The 17,561-nt window shown below is 70.3% G+C and carries 18 protein-coding genes; 3 read left to right on the top strand and 15 right to left on the bottom strand.

Annotated features, from left to right (window positions below):
* Positions 1-18: 18 nt before the first annotated feature.
* Genes FL311_RS09565 through FL311_RS09575 form a run of 3 tightly spaced genes read right to left on the bottom strand, consistent with a single transcriptional unit; the run spans position 19 to position 2,845 of the window.
* Positions 19-840: a phosphoribosyltransferase gene (locus FL311_RS09565; protein ID WP_342394474.1), complete on the bottom strand. Its 822-nt coding sequence runs from the start codon at positions 838-840 to the stop codon at positions 19-21.
* 48 nt (positions 841-888) lie between these two features.
* Positions 889-1,920 (bottom strand): Glu/Leu/Phe/Val dehydrogenase dimerization domain-containing protein, encoded by a 1,032-nt coding sequence (locus FL311_RS09570; protein WP_141324630.1) that lies wholly within the window; start codon positions 1,918-1,920, stop codon positions 889-891.
* Positions 1,921-1,954: 34 nt separating this feature from the next.
* Positions 1,955-2,845 carry an Hsp33 family molecular chaperone HslO gene (locus tag FL311_RS09575; protein ID WP_141324631.1) on the bottom strand — a complete coding sequence of 297 codons (891 nt, stop codon included), beginning with the start codon at positions 2,843-2,845 and terminating at the stop codon, positions 1,955-1,957.
* 265 nt (positions 2,846-3,110) lie between these two features.
* Between FL311_RS09575 and FL311_RS09580 the strand changes: the two genes are divergently transcribed.
* The gene (locus FL311_RS09580; RefSeq protein ID WP_141324632.1) at positions 3,111-3,788 is read left to right on the top strand and encodes a succinate dehydrogenase; all 678 of its coding nucleotides are present in this window, start codon (positions 3,111-3,113) and stop codon (positions 3,786-3,788) included.
* Positions 3,789-3,933: 145 nt separating this feature from the next.
* Here FL311_RS09580 and FL311_RS09585 read toward each other — a convergent pair whose 3' ends face one another.
* Positions 3,934-4,428 (bottom strand): single-stranded DNA-binding protein, encoded by a 495-nt coding sequence (locus tag FL311_RS09585; RefSeq protein WP_141324633.1) that lies wholly within the window; start codon positions 4,426-4,428, stop codon positions 3,934-3,936.
* A gap of 549 nt (positions 4,429-4,977) precedes the next feature.
* Positions 4,978-7,248, bottom strand: a complete 2,271-nt coding sequence (gene dacB / locus FL311_RS09590; RefSeq protein WP_141324634.1) for a D-alanyl-D-alanine carboxypeptidase/D-alanyl-D-alanine-endopeptidase — start codon at positions 7,246-7,248, stop codon at positions 4,978-4,980.
* A 215-nt stretch (positions 7,249-7,463) separates the two neighbouring features.
* Here dacB and dtd point away from each other — a divergent pair, with 215 nt between their 5' ends.
* Positions 7,464-7,934 (top strand): D-aminoacyl-tRNA deacylase, encoded by a 471-nt coding sequence (gene dtd / locus FL311_RS09595; RefSeq protein WP_141324635.1) that lies wholly within the window; start codon positions 7,464-7,466, stop codon positions 7,932-7,934.
* On the opposite strand, the gene FL311_RS09600 is transcribed toward dtd, so the two are convergent.
* Complete coding sequence (locus FL311_RS09600) at positions 7,931-8,776, bottom strand: hypothetical protein (RefSeq protein ID WP_141324636.1); 846 nt, start codon at positions 8,774-8,776, stop codon at positions 7,931-7,933. The genes dtd and FL311_RS09600 overlap by 4 nt on opposite strands.
* A gap of 21 nt (positions 8,777-8,797) precedes the next feature.
* On the bottom strand, positions 8,798-9,259 hold the full coding sequence (locus FL311_RS09605; protein ID WP_046711218.1) for a PTS sugar transporter subunit IIA: 462 nt from the start codon (positions 9,257-9,259) through the stop codon (positions 8,798-8,800).
* A gap of 234 nt (positions 9,260-9,493) precedes the next feature.
* On the opposite strand from FL311_RS09605, the gene FL311_RS09610 reads away from it, so the two are divergent.
* Positions 9,494-10,111 (top strand): hypothetical protein, encoded by a 618-nt coding sequence (locus tag FL311_RS09610; protein WP_141324637.1) that lies wholly within the window; start codon positions 9,494-9,496, stop codon positions 10,109-10,111.
* Positions 10,112-10,416: 305 nt separating this feature from the next.
* Here the strand turns inward: FL311_RS09610 and raiA are convergent, their stop codons facing one another.
* The 8 genes from raiA to FL311_RS09650 form a co-directional block, all read right to left on the bottom strand.
* On the bottom strand, positions 10,417-11,091 hold the full coding sequence (gene raiA / locus FL311_RS09615; RefSeq protein WP_141324638.1) for a ribosome-associated translation inhibitor RaiA: 675 nt from the start codon (positions 11,089-11,091) through the stop codon (positions 10,417-10,419).
* A gap of 237 nt (positions 11,092-11,328) precedes the next feature.
* The gene (locus tag FL311_RS09620; RefSeq protein ID WP_141324639.1) at positions 11,329-12,213 is read right to left on the bottom strand and encodes an SDR family oxidoreductase; all 885 of its coding nucleotides are present in this window, start codon (positions 12,211-12,213) and stop codon (positions 11,329-11,331) included.
* Between the two features lie 117 nt (positions 12,214-12,330).
* Entirely contained in the window at positions 12,331-13,110 is a 780-nt protein-coding gene (locus tag FL311_RS09625) for a hypothetical protein (protein WP_141324640.1), read from the bottom strand.
* Between the two features lie 93 nt (positions 13,111-13,203).
* Entirely contained in the window at positions 13,204-13,854 is a 651-nt protein-coding gene (locus FL311_RS09630) for a GNAT family N-acetyltransferase (protein ID WP_141324641.1), read from the bottom strand.
* 57 nt (positions 13,855-13,911) lie between these two features.
* Entirely contained in the window at positions 13,912-15,429 is a 1,518-nt protein-coding gene (gene rpoN / locus FL311_RS09635; protein WP_141324642.1) for an RNA polymerase factor sigma-54, read from the bottom strand.
* Positions 15,430-15,678: 249 nt separating this feature from the next.
* Entirely contained in the window at positions 15,679-16,422 is a 744-nt protein-coding gene (gene lptB, locus FL311_RS09640; protein ID WP_141324643.1) for an LPS export ABC transporter ATP-binding protein, read from the bottom strand.
* Positions 16,419-17,003 (bottom strand): LptA/OstA family protein, encoded by a 585-nt coding sequence (locus FL311_RS09645; RefSeq protein WP_141324644.1) that lies wholly within the window; start codon positions 17,001-17,003, stop codon positions 16,419-16,421. The genes lptB and FL311_RS09645 overlap by 4 nt, the downstream gene beginning before the upstream one ends.
* Positions 16,996-17,556 carry a hypothetical protein gene (locus FL311_RS09650; protein WP_141324645.1) on the bottom strand — a complete coding sequence of 187 codons (561 nt, stop codon included), beginning with the start codon at positions 17,554-17,556 and terminating at the stop codon, positions 16,996-16,998. The genes FL311_RS09645 and FL311_RS09650 overlap by 8 nt, the downstream gene beginning before the upstream one ends.
* Positions 17,557-17,561: the final 5 nt, after the last annotated feature.

Here is a 17,561-nt window from a genome sequence, read left to right on the forward strand (position 1 = left end):
GCATCACCGCGGCACGGCTCAGGCTCCAGCCTTGTCCGGGTCCTCGTCGAAGCGCGCGTCGCCAGTGCCCGGCGCGTAGTCCCACGGGAAGACGACGAGCGCCCCCGTGGAGATGCCCGCGAACTGGGGCGCGTACGCGTCCGGCTTCACCACCAGGCACGCCGTGGACACCTTCTTCGCCCCCGCCTCGCGCGCCAGCGCCATGGCCAGTTCCAGCGTGTCTCCGCTGGACGCCACGTCGTCGACGATGAGCACGCGCTTGCCCTTCAGCTCGCGCGGCATCTCGTTCGCGGGCTTCGGTCCGCCACGCGGATGCGCCTTGTCGCCGCGGTCCCTGCTGCGGCGGCTGATGCGCACCGGGAAGAACGCGCACCCGAGCGCCGACGCCAGCGCGCCGCCCACGAACACGCCGCCGTGCGCCACGCCCACCACCGCCTCGGGCTGGAAGGACTGGCGGATGTCGTCGGCCATCTGCTGCACGGCGCGGTCCAGCTGCGCCCAGGACAGCTCGCGCACCACGCCCGCGGTGCGCTTGCGCGACTGGTCCTTGCCCGTCGGCTGACGGGGGGCCTCCGCCTGGGGCGCCAGGACCATGTCCGTCGGGATGGAGACCAGCTTGCGCGCCTGCTCGCGCGCGGCCGGCGACGGCGACGCGACACGAGACTTCGCGGGGGCCTTCTTCGACGACGAAGGCTTCGGGGAGGATTTCGCGGTGGGCTTGCGCTTGCCCTGGGCCTTGGGCCCGGGTGCTGCCCGCTTGGTGGCCACGGCGGTGAGCTCCGGCTGAAGTGCGGCCCCGTCATACCCCGAGGCGCGCGCCCTGGCCACATCCCCGCTCACGTCCCCACCACCTCACGGACACACGAGGCGGTGGGGACCTCACGGCCCTCAGGCCTGGAGCTTCTCTTCCACCATGCGGTCCGCGACCTGCTCGGGGCGCAGACCCGACTCCTTCGCGCGCCGCAGCACCGTGTCGATGGTGTCGAAGATGTTCGCCGCCCGGGCGTACGCCTTCTCCCGGTCGTACCCCGCCCACTCCTGGGCGACGTTGATGAGGCCGCCCGCGTTGGCCGCGTAGTCGGGCACGTACAGGATGCCCCGGCTGGCCAGCTGCTCGCCGTGGCGCATGGTGAGCAGCTGATTGTTCGCTGCTCCACACACCGCCTTCACCTTGAGCAGGGGCAGCGTGGTGTCGTTGATGGCGCCGCCCAGCGCGCACGGGGCGTACACGTCCGCCTCCATGCGGTGCAGGGTGTCCGCGTCCACCGCCGTGGCGCCGTACTGCTTCACCGCGTGCTCCACGCTGGCCGCGTTGATGTCGCTCACGAAGATGTGGGCGCCGCGCTCGTGCAGCTCCTTCACCAGGTACATGCCCACGTGGCCCACGCCCAGCACGGTGACGCGCAGGCCCTTGAGGTCCGCGCTGCCGAAGACGTGCTTGGCCGTGGCCTCCATGGCGCGCGCCACGCCGTACGCCGTGACGGGCGACGGGTCTCCGCTGCGCTCCTTCAGGCCGACGACGTTCTTGGTGTGCTTGCGCACGTGCTCCATGTCGTCGGTGCTGGTGCCGCTGTCCTCGGTGGTGATGTAGCGGCCGCCGAGCGACTCCACCGCGCGACCGAAGGACTCGAACAGCTTCGCCCGGTCGAAGTTGCTCCGGGGCAGCATGATGACCGCCTTGCCACCTCCGTGCGGCAGGCCCGCGAGCGCCGCCTTGTACGTCATCCCACGCGCCAGCCGGAGCGCGTCCGCGACGGCCTCCTCCTCGCTGGTGTACGTGGACAAGGCACGCGTGCCACCCAGCCCAGGGCCGAGTCGCGTGTTGTGCATTCCGACGATGGCGCGAAGCCCGGTGCGCGAATCGCTGAGCAGGTGGACGGCCTCGTAGCCGCCTTCGAGCAGTTGCGTGAAGTAACTCATGGCGCGCGGCCTCTACCGAGGCCACGCACCCAAGTCAAACCGAGCCGCTCTCCAACATGCGCCGAATTTCATCTCCTGGAATGACATAGCGCGTCGTGCAGAATTGACACGTTGCTTCAGCCTGCCCTTCCTTCTCCAGCAGGTCCTGGAGCTCCTCGCGCCCCATGGCGAGCAGCGCGCGCTTCACGCGGTCCTCGCTGCACGAGCAGCCGAAGCGCAACGGATAGCGGGCCATCACCTCGAAGTCCGCCTCCGGCAGCAGCGCCCGCAGCACCGCGGACGCCCCGGCCGGGGCATGGGCCCGAAGGGCGCCTTCGGCGTCACGACGCAGCCGCTCACCGAGCGCCTGGAAGACCTCCAGGTCGGCGTTGGGCAGGGGCTGGACGAGCAGGCCCGCGACGATGCCCAGCGACTCCGGCTTCCCCCCCACCTCGGCGGGCAGCTGCGCGAGCACCACGTGCGAGGGGAGCTGGTCGGACTGGTGGAAGTAGCGCTCCAGGTCGCCCGCCAGGTCGAAGCGCTCCAGTTCCACGGAGGAGCGATAGTGCTCGCCGCCGCCCAAATCGCGCAGCACGGAGAGGAAGCCCTTGTTCCCCAGCACGGGACGCCAGTGGTACTGGTCGTCACTGCCCGTGTACTCCACGAGCGTGTTCTTCACGTAGCCCCGCACCAGGCCGGACGTGTCGCCGTCCACGAAGAGGCCGCGCAGGGGGCCGTCGCACTCGAGCTGGAGGTTGACGCGGGAGTCGCCCTTCTGGAGGGCGCCCAGCAGGGCGGCGGCGGTGAGGGCCTGGGACAGCAGCGCCGCGGCGGCCGGGGCGGTGTGGTGGGTGGCCCGAGCCTGGCGGGACAGCCCCGTGGTGAGGGCCAGCACCACGCGGACATCGGACTTCTTCAGCAATCCACTGACGAGCTCATCGGACATGACAGGGCGAGTAGCGTGCCCGAGCCCGGCGTGCCCGCCAACGTCAGAAGGCGGACGCCCCGTCGCATGCCGGCCCGGCAGCAGGCCCGGCCGGGGTGACGCATAAGTCCAGGCTTATGCCTCCATGCGCGAAGGCTGGGATGCGCAGGTGCGGAAGAAATCCAGCGTCGTGGCCGGAACGGCTATAAACCGCCGACCGACAGTCAGTCACCTGACCTTGAGCTGGGGCGCGGCCACCTGCCCGCGCGCCATCGCTGGAGAAACGATGAGCACCCAGGCCGCCACCGCCGACGCCGTTGCAACGAAGACTCCGCTCCTCAAGTCCCGCCTGGGCTCGTTCCTCGCGGTGGTGCCCCTGAGCATCTGGGTCGTCAACCACCTGTGGGACAACCTGTCCGCCTTCAATGGCGGTGACGCGTGGCAGAAGTCCGTCACCACGTACTCCAACCCGTATGCCCAGGCGCTCACGTTCATCATCGTGATGCTGCCGCTGCTGTTCCACACGGGCTGGGGCCTGGTGCGGCTCTTCAGCTTCCGGCCCAACAACAACCGCTACAACAACTACGGCAACTTCAAGTACATCCTCCAGCGCGTCAGCGCCCTGGGCGTGCTCGCGTTCCTGGGCGCCCACATCTGGCTGGCCTTCCTGCGCCCGCGCCTGCTGCTGGGTCACCCGGAGCTGTTCGAGGACATCGCCCGGGAGATGCACTTCCACGGCCCCACGCTCGTCGTCTACCTGCTGGGCACGCTCGGCACGGCGTACCACCTGGCCAACGGCCTGCAGGGCTTCGCCATGGGCTGGGGCCTGCTGGGCTCCGAGCGCGCCATGCGGCGCTTCGAGCCGGTCTCCATCCTCATCTTCCTGCTGCTGACGGCGATGAGCTGGAGCGCCATCTACGCGCTGTACCAGGCGGGCGGGGCCCTCGGGCCCGCGGGCCACTAGGCCTTCCCGCGTCACCGGGCACTCCGCGAGGGGTGCCCGCCTCGCGGTCCACAGGTCTCGAAAAGCACACCGGCCGCCCCCGAGTCCTTCCGGGGAGCGGCCGGTTCGCTTCTGGGGTGTCCGAGCCGAGGGGCTGGACGGAGGCTCAGAACGGGATGTCGTCCTCGTTGTTGCCGCCGCCACCACCGCCCATGCCGTCATCCATCGGAGGCGGCTGGCCGTAGTCGTTGTTGTCGCCGCCGCGCGGCTGCGAGCCGAAGTTCCGGCGCCCGCCACCACCCCCGCTGCCCATGTTGTCCCCGGCGTCACGGCCGCCCAGGAACGTCACCGCGTTGGCCACGACCTCGGTCGTGTAGTTCTTGCGGTTCTCCTTGTCGGTCCACTCACGCGTCTGCAGGCGGCCCTCGACGTAGCACTGCCGTCCCTTCTTCAAGTACTCGCCGCAGAGCTCCGCGAGCTTTCCCCAGACGACGATGCGGTGCCACTCGGTCCGCTCCTGCTTCTGGCCGTTCTTGTCGGTCCAGCTCTCGCTGGTCGCGATGCGGAAGTTCGCGACCGCCTGACCTCCCGGGGTGAACCGCACTTCGGGGTCCGCGCCCAGGTTGCCGATGAGGATGACCTTGTTCACGCCTCCTGCCATGACTGCTCCCTCTTCCCTTTCGTCGAGGTCCCACCCACCAAGGGCGGGACACGGCCTGCCGGGCATCAGCCCTGGCAGGTTGCCTTCCACGTATAGCAGTGCGCCCTGACATTTCCAGAAGGCGGACCGCGGCACGGGGCCCGCCCGGGCGACAGCGCACCAGGCGAGCAGACAGGACCCGACGGGTGCGGGCGGGGCTTACCCGGGCGCGAACCCGAAGGCGCAGTGCACCCGGACCGCACGAGAGGCGAACCAGGGCCTGGATGCGCCCCGAGCGTCGCGCGGCGAAGCCCGCCTTGAATCACGCCCAGGGGACCCCCACACGGCGATGCCCCCCGGTTGAACGAGGCTCGGGATGGGTTGAGGCGGGCTCGCCGGCCTGCGCCTCGATGCGGTGCACGTGCGACAGCACGCAGAGCCCCCGCGTCCAGGTGCGTCGCGGCAGGGAATGACCGCCCGGATGCAGCTCGGAGATGCGAGCCCCAGCCCCCGGAAGGCCACGCGCCCGGGCGCCTTCCGGTACGACGGCCCGCGGTGGCGCGACGCTCGCTACCCGCCCGGATGGGTCTCGGCGGTGCGGGCCTCGGGGGCGCTGCCCTGGGGCTTCGAGGACGCCGGAGGCGGCGTGCCCGCCGGAGCCACCACCTGCACCGGCACGCCCTCCACCGGGCGGGCCTTGGCCTCCGCCACCTTCTGGGACAGCGTCGAGTCCAGGCCCTTGGCGAACGTCGCCACCTGCGGCTCCGCCGCGCCCACCAGCTTGCGCAGCGACTTCCAGAACGGATGGTCCGCCTGCCCCGTCTGCACCAGCGCACGGGCCAGCAGCGTCGTGGACGCCTCGCGGTCCGAGGTCGACGCCGCGCGCAGCGCCACCACCAGCTCCTCCGGCGCCGTGCGAGCCACCTCGCCCAGGGCCACCGACATCTCGCCCTGCGCCGTGGCATCCGCGCCCGTCGCACCCGCGAGCTCCAGCACCCGCGCCAGCGCCTCCGTGTTCCCACCGGCCGCCAGCTCCACCATGCTCGTGACGCCCGGCACCTCCACCGCCAGCACCCGCGCCACCTCCCGCAACCGGCCATACACGTCGCTGCCCGCCGAGTAGCTGTCGAGCAGCGTGCGCGCGCCCAGGTAGTCGTGCGGGTTGGACTGGTACAGGCCCTCCGCCAGCACCGCGCGCACCGCCGGGTCCCGCTCGCTGCGCCACGCCGTGCGCAGGAAGCCCAGGTTGCGAGGGTCCCTCTGCCGGCCCAGCTCCAGGTACGTCTTCACGCGCGAGGCCACGTCCCCAATCGCGCCCGCCGCCTTGCCACCGTCCGCCAGCGACGCCACCGCGCTCGAGGGGCCCAGGCTGGAGCCCGTGGCCGCCACCGCCGCGCCCAGCGCGTCCAGCCCCGCGACGATGGGACCCGCGCGGCCCGCGAAGTCGTTCACCATCATCGAGAACGAGAAGCGCTCACCGCCCGCGCTCGTCACGTAGCCGCTCAGCGCGGACACCCCCTCCAGCGTGCCCGTCTTCGCGCGCAGCCGGCCCACCGCGTCGCTGCCCTCGAAGCGGTACTTGAGCGTGCCGTCCTTGCCCGCGATGGGCACCGAGGACAGGTACTCCGGCGCGAACGGGAAGCGCTCGAACATGTAGCGCAGGAGCTTGTTGAGCTGCGTGGCCGAGAAGCGGTTCGCGTCGTTCAACCCGCTGCCGTTCTTCATCACGTACGTGCCGCGCGGGATGCCCACGTCGCGCGCCAGGAACTGCTCCACCACCTCCACGCCCTTGGTGAAGGTGCCCGGCTGGCCCCGCCCCTCCGCGCCCATCGTCTTGAGCAGCTGCTCGGCGACGAAGTTGCTGGAGAGCTTGTTGAGCCGCTTGAGCAGCACATCGAACGTGTCCGAATGCGCCACGTACACCGCCCGGGCACGCGACGGCGTCGCCCCCGCGCGCACCCTCCCCTTCGCCTTCACGCCCCGCGTGTTCAAGAGCTGCTTGAGCGTCTGGCCGAAGTACATGGGCGGGTTGTCGATCTTCTTCCAGACACTCACCGCGCCGCCGCGCTCGGGCGGCACCTGCCCGCGCACCACAATCTTCTGCTGCGAGCCCACCGGGTCCGACGTCACCGACACCCGCCGCGCCCGGCGCGCGCCCGTGGAGAGCTGGTTGTCGACGATGAAGTAGTCGCTGGGCGGCTCCATCTCCACCACGCCCTTGGCGCCCGCGCTCGCGCCGGGCCGCAGGTAGATGGCCGCCGCGTTCCAGTTGAGGCTCAGCGCGCCCGTGGGCGCCATGTACGCGCGGTCCGAGTCCTCCTGGTCATACCCGGGCGGCGTGCGCTCGGCGTCGAACCACGAGTCGTCCACGACGATTTCGCCCACCTCGCGCACGCCCACGTGCCACAGCTCCGACACCATGCCCCACAGCCGCTCGGTGGTGACGGAGGGGTCGCCCTTGCCGCGCACGTACAGCGTCTTCACCTTGCCGTCCGCGCCCAGCTCCGGGTCCACGAGGAACTCCGTCTCGTAGCGGAACTCCGGCCCGAGCGTCGCCAGCGCCGCCGCGGACGTGACGAGCTTCACGTTGGACGCGGGGTTGAGCAGCTCGTCCGCGTTGTGGGTGAACACCACCGCGCCGTCATCCAGGCTCTGCATGTGCACGCCCACCCGGCTCACCTTGAGCGGGGCGCGCTGCAGCACCTCGAGCAGCGCCGCGCGCAACGCCTCGCGGTCCGCGCGCTTCTCGGCGGAGGGCGGCGCCGCCAGGGCACCGGTGGGAAGCAGCAGGGAAACGATGGCCGTCGCGGCCAAGAAGTGTCTGGCTCGAAGAACCTGCACGCACGCTCCGGGGAGGTCGGCGGCCATTATGGTGAATCGCGTGAAACCACGGCAAGGGAGAGGGGGTGCGGCAGTCCACGGCTGGGCGCTCGCCCTACCGCCAAGAACAATTTGGCCGCCCTGGCATGTGGACTTCTTTTCATAATCCAAGGGCGCAAGGTGCCACGCGCCCCTGACAGTCGTCGGTGGACAATCGGCCCTGGGAGGAAAGTTCGATGCGTGCGGTGGTGCAGCGGGTGCTGGAAGCGTCGGTGACGGTGGACGGGCAGAAGGTGAGCGACATCGGCCCGGGGCTGCTGGTGCTCCTGGGCGTGGGCAAGGGCGACACCGAGGCGGACGTGGCGTGGATGGTGGAGAAGCTCGCCAGCTTGCGAATCTTCGAGGACGCGGGCGGCAAGATGAACCTGTCGCTGGAGGACACCTCGCGGCAGCTCATCGTCGTCAGCCAGTTCACGCTCTACGGCGACGCGCGCAAGGGCCGGCGCCCCAGCTTCATCGACGCCATGGAGCCCACCGTGGCCAAGGCCCTGTACGAGAAGGCCTGCGAGGGCCTGCGTCAGCGCGGCCTGTCGGTGGGCACCGGCATCTTCGCCGCGGACATGAAGGTGGCGCTCGTCAACGACGGGCCCGTCACGCTCCTGTTGGAGAGCCCCGGGAGCACCGCCCCCGCCACGCCCAGGGCCTAGATGCGCACGGAGGTGCCCTTGGTGACGAGCGCCGCGAGGCCCTGCTTCGCCAGCGCCGCCTGACGGATGTGGCCGGTGAGCGCGCCCAGCTCGCGAATCCAGTTCGCCGCGCGCGGACCCAGCCCGGAGAAGGCCACCGTGAGCGGCGGCGGTTGTGCCTGCTTGCCCAGCCAGTAGGCGAGCACCTCGTCACGTTCCGGCAACGACGGCAGCTTCATGCGCTCCTGCTCGCGCGTGAGCAGCCGCTCCAGCTTGCGCGGCAGGTTCACCTGCCAGTGCGCCACCGCGCGCGCCGGACGCCAGGCCCAGTCCGCGAAGGCGAAGCGCTCGTTGGGGAAGTACTCGCCCCGGCCCTGGGTGACGAAGACGCGGTCCGGGGGGAACTCCGGGAAGGGGTCCCACTGCCCCGCCAGCAGCGAGGCCAGCCCCACGTCCGCCAGCGGGCGCAGGCGGAAGCCGTCGCGCACCTCGCGGGACGTGCGGTTGTCCCAGTAGGGGTAGTGGGCCTCCTCCAGCATCAGCGCCAGGTGCAGCGCCTCGTCCCAGGCGTCCGCGTACCCCGCGTGGCGAGGGTCCACCTCCCAGCCCATGGGCCCCGTCCTCCACGGCTGGAAGGCGAGCCGGTCCACCAGGTCCGCCCAGGGGTCCGCGTCCACCGAGCCCAGGCCGCCGGGCACCGACGTCGCCAGCATGCGCTCGCACAGCATGCGCGACTGGCCGTCCCCCAGCTGCTCCATCAGCGACTCCAGGGCCCCGCTGGCGTCGCCCATGGCGCGCGTGAGGAACGGGAGCACCTGCTCGTGGAAGAACGCGTCGTTGATGGGCCGCAGCACCACGTCCATGGTGTCCCCCCGGCCCGGCGCTCAGGGCCGGGCGTCTTCCTGGATGATGAGCGCGTGGATTTCCGCGGTCGTGGGCGCCTCGAGGATGGCGGCCCGGAAGCGGGGGTTCTTGAAGAGCCGGGAGATGCGGGCCAGGGCCTTCAGGTGCACGCCGGCGCTGTTCTCCGGGGCCACCAGGGCGAAGAACAGGTGGGTGGGCTTGCCGTCGATGGCCTCGAAGTCCACGCCCGCGCGGGACACGCCGAAGGCCGCCTGCAGCTGCGTCATGCCCGGCAGCTTGCCGTGGGGGATGGCCACCCCCTCGCCGATGCCGGTGCTGCCCAGCTTCTCGCGCTCGCGCAGCACCTCCACCAGCCGCTCCTCCAGGAGCGGGGGGTGGGCCCGGGCCAACGTGGCGCTCAGCTCGCGCAACACCTCCTGCTTCGTCCGCGACTGCATGTCCGCGATGACGGCTTGGGGGCTGAGGAACTCGGCGATTCTCACTGACGCTCCCGCGCTGGCGCTCCTGAGATGGCGGCAATTACTCCTCACCCTCGATTCGCGCAAGGGTCGCCTGTCGTCCCGGCGCCACCCCCGCTCACTGCGCGTCAGGGACCGGGACCACGGGCCGCCCCCATGTCTCCCCGCCCCGCCGTCCCCCAGGGGACGATATGCCCTCCCCCAGCGTCCGTTTCCGTCAGTGAACCACGACAGCCAACGAAAAGGGGAGCGACCGCCATGAAGCGAACGCTGTGCTCGAGCCTTGTCCTCTCGCTGCTGGCCACCGGCTGCGCCACGACCGGTGTCCAGGGCTCCGCGCTGGGAGACGCCGCCGAGGAGTCCCTGCTCCTGCGGGGAGACGCCATCACCGGCCCCACCTCCACGCTGAGCATCTCCGACAACAGCATGCACGGGCGCTACCGCCGCCACCCCGTGGCGCTCCAGTGGGACTACCAGCTGCTCACGGGCTCGGTGGCCCAGCAGGGCACGCGGCTGGAACTGGCCGAGGGGGACGACACCCGCGTCTGGGGCACCTTCGGCGGCCAGCCGGTGGACCTCACCGAGGACGGCACGTGGCTGCATGGCCGGGTGGGCGGCTGCGCCTACCTCCTGAAGCGGGAGGCGGAGACCCTCTCGGGCGTGCGCGAGTGCGGGGGGGCGCGCGAGTCGGACATCGTCGTGGCCTTCCCCTCCGCCATCCACTCGCGCCCGCTGGGTGAGCGGGCCGCGCTGATGACGCTGGCGCTCGTCAACGTCCGGGCCCCCGCCGTCACCACGCCCGTGGCCGTCTCCACCGGCGTGTTCACCGACCTGCGCAACGCGCAGGGGATGTCCAGCTGCAAGAAGGGCTACTGACGGACCCTCCCAGCCAGGGCCGAGGCGCGCTCCATCTCCCGGGGGAGAGGTGGGGCGCGTCGTTTTTACCGGAAGCCCCCCGCGATATGCGCGGTGGGCCCAGGCGTTCTTGGGGATGGATGCGCCAGCCGCCCTACCCGGGCGGTTGGGGGGACACCGACGAGGCCGTGGCCGACCGCGAGCCTCGTGGGAAGCAGCATCCGTGAAGGACCGACGACGCTCCCGTCATCGACTGGATGGGAGCGTCCGCGCTCCGCCTCCTCGAGGGGGGTGGCGGAGCGCGACGCTTCCTTCAGGCCCTCGTCTCAGGTGCCGGCGGCCGCGGCCAGCGCGGGCGGCTCGTGGGGCTCGATGAGGCCGTACTGGCCATCCTTGCGCCGGTAGACGATGCCCAGCGCGTCCGACTCCACGTTGTGGAACACGTAGAAGTCGTTGTTCATCAGGTTCATCTGCATCACCGCCTCGTCCACCGACAGCGGCTTGACGGTGAGCTGGGTGGAACTCACCACGCGCGTCGCGGCGGCGACGGGGGTCGCGGGCGCGGCGGCGGCGAGCTTCGGCGCGGGCGTGTCCACCGTGGACTGCTCGGCGATGTCCGCCAGCTCCTCCGCGTCCGGCACCTCGAAGACGGCGTGACGCACCTTCAGGTGGTTCACCAGGTCCTGACGGTGATGCACGCGCTCCTTGCCGTGATGCGTCTTGAGCTTGTCGCGGTAGCGGCGCAGCTGGCGCTCGATCTTGTCCATCGCCAGGTCGATGGACGCGTACATGTCACTGCTCTTGTCGCGCCCCCGGAGCACCCAGGCGCCGGAGTGGACGGTGATGTCCGCGTGGTGGATGTGGTTGGCCTCCAACCACAGGACGACGTGTGCCTCTCCTGCTCTGTCCAACAGCTTGTTCACCCGCTCGACCTTCTCGCGTGCGTACTCCTTGAGGGAATCCGACGCCCCGAACTGACGGAAGGTGATGTTGAACTGCATGCGTGGCTGCCTCCTAGGGTGAGGGGAGCTGCGTGACAGATCAGAAACGTTCTGACCTCGGGAAAGCAACCCATCCCCCCGGGTTGACTCTTCCCCAAGCGCACCTGCCGTCCGGGGCCTGACAACACGCCGTGACTGGTGCTTGGACCTGCGGGGCACCAGACTCTTCAACCCCTCGGAATCAGGCGGTGCGCCGCCGCACGGACAACGGCGCACCGGGTGGCTCGGGACACGGGCTCAGGCGAGCAGCCTTCCTCCTGTGACACCCAGCACCTCCGCGTTCACGAAGCGCGATTCATCCGAGGCGAGGAACACGTAGGACGGCGCCAGCTCCGCCGGCTGCGCGGGGCGGCCCATGGGCGAGTCCTCGCCGAACGTCGACACCTGCTTGCCGTCGAAGGACTGCGGAATCAGCGGCGTCCACACGGGGCCGGGCGCCACGGCGTTGACGCGGATGCCGCGCTCGATGAGCTGCTGCGCCAGGCCCTTGGTGAAGGTGACGATGGCGCCCTTCGTGGTGGCGTAGTCGAGCAGCGGCGGCGTGGGCTGATACGCCTGGATGGAGGCGGTGTTGATGATGGTGCCGCCGGTCTTCATGTGCGGCAGCGCGTAGCGCACCAGGTGGAACATCGCGAGGATGTTGACACGGAACGTGCGCTCCACGCGCTCGGCGTCCAGCTCCTCGAACCTCTCCACCGCCTTGCCCTGGAAGGCCGCGTTGTTGACGAGCACGTCGATGCGACCGAAGCGCTTCACCGTCGCCTCCACGAGCTCGCGGCACTTCGCCTCCACCGCCAGGTCCCCGGGCAACAGCAGCGCCGAGCGCCCCGCGTCCTCCACCACGCGCCGCACCTGTCGGGCGTCGTCCCCCTCGCTCAAGTAGGAGACGGCCACGTCGGCGCCCTCGCGCGCGAAGGCCAGGCACACGGCCCTGCCAATGCCGCTGTCGCCACCGGTGACGAGCGCCACGCGGTCCTTCAGCCGCCCCAGTCCCTTGTAGGACTGCTCGCCGTAGTCCGGCTCCGGCGACATCCGCCCCTCCTTGCCCGGGTGGGCTTGAGTCTGCTCGGGGAAGGGCGGCTTGGGGCCCGCCTCACGCGGGTCGGGGTTCTTCTGGGCCATGGCTGCGCTCCGTTCAGGGAAAGAGGGTCCCTGCACGGTGGCGTCCGAGGCGGGCCACGACAACCGGGCGAAGCGGGCTCACGTGCCCGCCCGCCCCGGAAGGATGCGAGCGGAGGGCTACTGCACCGAGACGACCTGCTCCTCGGAGTGGAAATAGGTGCCCGAGCAGCTCGTCACGCCCGTGCACTCCAGCACCTCGCCCTGGACCTGGCCCCTCACGGTGAGCAGGTGCGTGGCGGCGCCCAGGTTGGGCGGCACGGTGAAGGTGATGCGGCCCCCGTCGCGCGTGGTGGTGAGCGTCGCGGTGACGGCGCTGCCCTCCGCCAGCAGCGTGGCGCCAGCGGACTCGAGCTTCTCGGTCGACGGCATCCACTGGTACGAATAGGACTGGCCCCGGAGCAGCCGCTGCACTTCGGACACACCGTCGAAGGTGCGCTTGGCCTGGGCCTCCTTCATGACGACGGTAATGGTGGTGCCGGAGCCGTCCTGGAAGACGACGCGCGCGTCGGTGGGCGGCAGCGCGGCCCACTCATCCGGGGCGTAGTCGAGGAAGGCGCGCGTGGGCAGGCACAGGTCGCGGCCCGCGGTGCCATCCACCCCGCCCCGCTCCATCTGCATCGGCTCGCCGTTGAACGTCGCCGTGACGCCCTCGTTCAACCGCGTGCAGACGTCGCCGCCCGCCTGGGAGAAGGTGACGGTGACGCGGTGCGAGCCCGCGGCCTGCTCCAGCTCGAACAGGTCCACGTCCGCATGCGTGTACAGGAGCGTGCGGCCGGACAGCCCCGCCAGGTCCACGTCCTGCTCCTTCAGCGAGGAGCCACAGCCGGCCGCGAGGAGCCCCAGCGCGGCCAGGACACCCGACACCACGCCACCACGGAAACGAGAGGAAGAGTGCATACGGGCCGCACCTATACCGCCCGCGCCCGCCTGACGGGAGCACAACGGCATGACGCCGTTGCCTTTCCCACCTCCCCTCGGCCCGCCTGCTCGCTAGCCCTCCCTCTGGAGCATCCCCGAGAGCCGGGCCTTCACCTCCGGCCACTCGGTGTCGATGACGGAGTAGTAGGCGCTGTCGCGCACCACCCCACCCCGTACCAGGACGTGGTTGCGGAGGATTCCCTCGAACTTCGCGCCCAGCCGCTCAATCGCGGCGCGCGAGCGCGTGTTGCGCTGGTCCGTCTTGAGCTGCACGCGCATGACGCCCAGCGACTCGAAGGCGAGCTGGAGCAGCAGGAACTTGCACTCGGTGTTGACGCGCGTGCGCCACACCCGGCGGCCCAGCCACGTCCAGCCAATCTCCAGCGTGCGGCTGTCGCGCTGGATGTCCAGGTAGCTGGTGGAGCCCACCGGCGTGCCCGTGGCCTTCTCGAGGATGACGAAGGGGCGCTCGGTGCCCTTCTCCGCGCCGCGCAGGCGGTCCGCGATGAAGCGCTCCACGTCCGCGAGCGTGCGCGGCACCACCGTGAAGTACGTGAAGAGCGCGTCCTCGCACAGCGCGGCGAGGGCCGGGGCGTGCTCGAGCGACAGGGGCTCCAGGCGCACCGCGCGGCCTTCGAGGACGACGGGGGGAACGACCAGCGGCAGGGGCTCCCGCCAGGGGAGCCCCTCATCCGAGGGAAGCAGGAGGACAGGGGCGCTCATGAGACGCCCACTGTCCGTCGGCGCGTCACCGCGCGCCAAGAGCCACTTGTCGCGGGCTCAGTAGTACCGCTTGCGCTTGCTGCTGGGGAGGATGTTCAGCACCTCGCGGTACTTGGCCACCGTGCGGCGCGCGATCTCGGTGCCCTGCGAGCGGAGCAGCTCGACGATCTTCTGGTCCGAGTACGGGTTGCGCGCATCCTCCTGCGCGACGAGCTGCTTGATGTGGTGCTTCACCGCCTCGCTGGCGGTGTCCTCGCCGGACACGCGGGCGATGGACGAGTTGAAGAAGTACTTCAGCTCGAAGATGCCCTGCGGCGTGTGCACGTACTTGCTCGTCGTCACGCGGCTCACCGTGGACTCGTGCATGCCGATGTCCTCGGCCACGTCGCGCAGGATGAGCGGCTTCAGGTGCGCGATGCCCTTGTCCAGGAAGTCGCGCTGGAACTTCACGATGCTCTCGGTGACCTTGTAGATGGTCCGCTGCCGCTGGTGGATGGAGCGGATGAGCCACACCGCGCTGCGCAGCTTGTCCTGGATGAAGTCCTTCGTCTGGCCGGGGCCCACCGCGCCCGTCTTCAGCGCGTTGCGGTAGGTGCCGGAGATGCGCAGCTTCGACAGGCCGTCGTCGTTGAGCACCACCGTGTACTCGTCCCCCATCTTGTAGACGAAGACGTCGGGGGTGATGTACTGCGCGTCGTCCCCGCTGAAGTTGCGGCCCGGCTTCGGGTCCAGCTTCGGGAGCAGCTTCACCGCCTCCACCACCTCTTCCAAGGTGACCTTCAGGTCCTTGGCGATGGCGGGCAGGTTCTTGCTCTCCAGGTACTTCATGTGCCGCTTGATGATGAGGCCCAACAGCGGCGCCTGCGGCTCCTTCATCCCCTGCAGCTGGATGAGCAGGCACTCCTGCAAGTCGCGAGCGCCGCAGCCGCGCGGCTCCAGCATCTGGATGCGACGCAGGGTGCGCTCGGCGATGTGCATCGGCACGTCCGCCTCGTTGGCCAGGCGGATGAGCGGGTCGCCCTCGATGTCCGGCAGCTTGAGGTAGCCGTCGTCATCCAGGTTGCCCAGGATGAGCATCGCGATGCGGCGCTCGGCGTCGTTCAGGCGCAGCGTGCCCAACTGCTCCTGGAGCTGGTCGACCAGGTCCTCCTTCTTGACCAGGTTCGCCTCGAACGACGGCAGGTCGTCCGTGGCCACGTTGCCCTTGTTGGACGCGGTGGTGGGCTCGTTGAACTGGTAGCTGTTGAGGTACTGCTCCCAGTCGATCTCCGGGGGTCCGTCCCCGTCCGCCTTGAACTCCGGGGCGTTGTCCCCGGAGGCCGACGGCAGCTCCACGTCGCGCGGAATCTCGACGTTGTCCGCCTCCAGCGACGCCTCTCCGGGCTCCTTGTCCCCCACGTCGCCCGGTGCCTGCTCGTCCGGCTGCTCCAGGAGTGGATTCTGATCCATCTCCTCGCGGACCTGCTCCAGCAGCTCCATCCGGGAGAGCTGAAGCAGCTTGATGGCCTGCTGCAGCTGCGGCGTCATCACCAGCTGCTGCGCAAGCTTCAGGCTTTGTTTGAGTTCCATCGCCATGAGACAGGGTCTCCCCGAGTGATTCAGTCCCTACACAACACGGGACCAATCAAAGACCGTGCCAACGTAACAAGGCCCCCTGACGGCGTCTAGTGCCCGAATCGTGGTCCCTTGCTTGCATATTCAAAATTCCACAAGGAAACCAAGAGCTTGCACGCACTCCGCGTGACTCGGTCGTGTTGACCTGTCGACGCAAAAGCGGGGCCAACCGGAGTCTATGCACTCGGTTGGCTGCTTGCCAGTCGTCCCTCAAAGCGGCTGCTGGAGGCGGAACCGCTCCCCCAGGTAGACGGCGCGCGCGCGGGGCGAGGCGGCGATGTCCGCGGGGGTGCCCTCCTCGAGGATCTGCCCCTGTGTGATGATGTAGGCTCGGTCGCAGATGCCCAGGGTGTCCTGGACGTTGTGGTCGGTGATGAGGACGCCCAGGCCCCGCTCGCGCAAGAGGAAGATCTGCCGCTGGAGGTCACCCACGTTGATGGGGTCCACGCCGGCGAAGGGCTCGTCGAAGAGGATGAAGCGGGGCTGGGGCAACAGGCTCCGGGCAATCTCGGCGCGGCGGCGCTCGCCGCCGGAGAGGGTGCCCCCCAGGGACTCCGCGACGTGGGAGAGACCGAACTCCTCCAGGATGGCGCTGGCGCGGGCCTCGCGGGCCTTCTTGTCCAGGCCCTTCTGCAGTTCCAGCACGGACAGGAAGTTGTCGCGCACGGTGAGCTTGCGGAACACGGAGGCTTCCTGGGGCAGGTAGCCCACGCCCCGGCGCGCGCGGCGGTGCATGGGCAGGTGCGTGAGGTCCTCGTCGCCCACGCGCACGCGGCCCGCGTCGGGCGTCACCAGGCCCACCACCATGTTGAAGCTGGTCGTCTTGCCGGCGCCGTTGGGGCCCAGCAGGCCCACCACCTCGCCCGGGGACACGGTGAAGGACACGCCGTTGACCACCTGGCGCCCGCGATAGGCCTTCTTGAGCCCCTCCGCGTACAGCTTCGCGTCGCTCATCGCGGCGCCGCCTCCGGGGCCACGGGGGCCGTGCGAGCGGGCGCGGCCTTGCGCTTGGGGGACGAGGGGGCCGACGGCGGCGACTCGAAGATGATGACGGCGTTCTCCACCTCGAGCTTCTCGCTGCCCAGCGTGAGGCGGACCTTCGTCCCTCGCATGTACGTGGTCCCCTGGCGCGCCTCCGGGGTGCCGGTGACGACGAGCACGCCCGAGGCGACGTCGTACTCGGCGCGCTCGCCGCGGGCCATGCGGTCGCCGTCCACCGCGTGCACGCCGCCGGTGCACACCACGCGCGTCACCACGCGGGGCGGCGCGAAGTAGGCGGTCATCCGGTCGCACTTCAAGTCCAGGGTGCGGTGCTTCACCTTCACGTTGCCGGTGAGCGTGGCCTGCGACTTGCCGCCCTCGATGAGGTCGGCGTTGATCTGCACCGGCTCCTTCAGGTCCACGGGTCCCAGGGGCCCCTGGCCCGGGCTGCCCGCGGCGGCGGCGGCAGGCGTGCCCCCGTCCGTGGGCGTGGCGGCGGCGACGGCGGGCACCGGCTGCGCCACGAAGAAGGCCATCACGAGGAACTCAATCACGCCCTGATTCTCCCAGCACGGTCTCCACCGAGCCTTCGAAGGTGAACGTCTCATCCGGGAAGGACAGCTCGAAGCGGTCCGCGCGCAACCGGTACGCCGGCCCTCGTACCTTCACGCCCTCGTTGCCCCGGGCGCCCTTCTCCACGGCGTCGTAGGTCAACCGCGGCGTCTCCACCACCATGCCCTCGCCCGTGCGCACCACCACGCCGCCGGACGCCACGAGCTGCTTGGACGCGAGGCTGCCCTCCATATTCGGGGCGCTGATGTCCAGGCCCTTCTCGGTGCCCACCGACATGCCCTGCTCGGGGGTGCCCGGGGGGATGCGCAAGGTCGCGTTCGTGGCCTGCACGTCGCCGCCGGAGCGCTGGTACGTCAGCGACTCGGCCTTGCCCGACAGCGTCAGGCGCTCGCCCTCGTAGGACACCAGGCGCGCGCCGTGAAGCACCACCTGCGGCGGGGGCTGCTGGGACGCCCCCTCCGCCGGGCGACGCGGGGAGCACGCCGCGACGAGCAGGCAGAGGGCGAGGAGGCGGACGGGCTCGGAGCGCGACACGAGGG

The sequence above is a fragment of the Myxococcus sp. AB025B genome (assembly GCF_006518215.1).
In the GTDB taxonomy this organism is placed as follows: domain Bacteria; phylum Myxococcota; class Myxococcia; order Myxococcales; family Myxococcaceae; genus Myxococcus; species Myxococcus fulvus.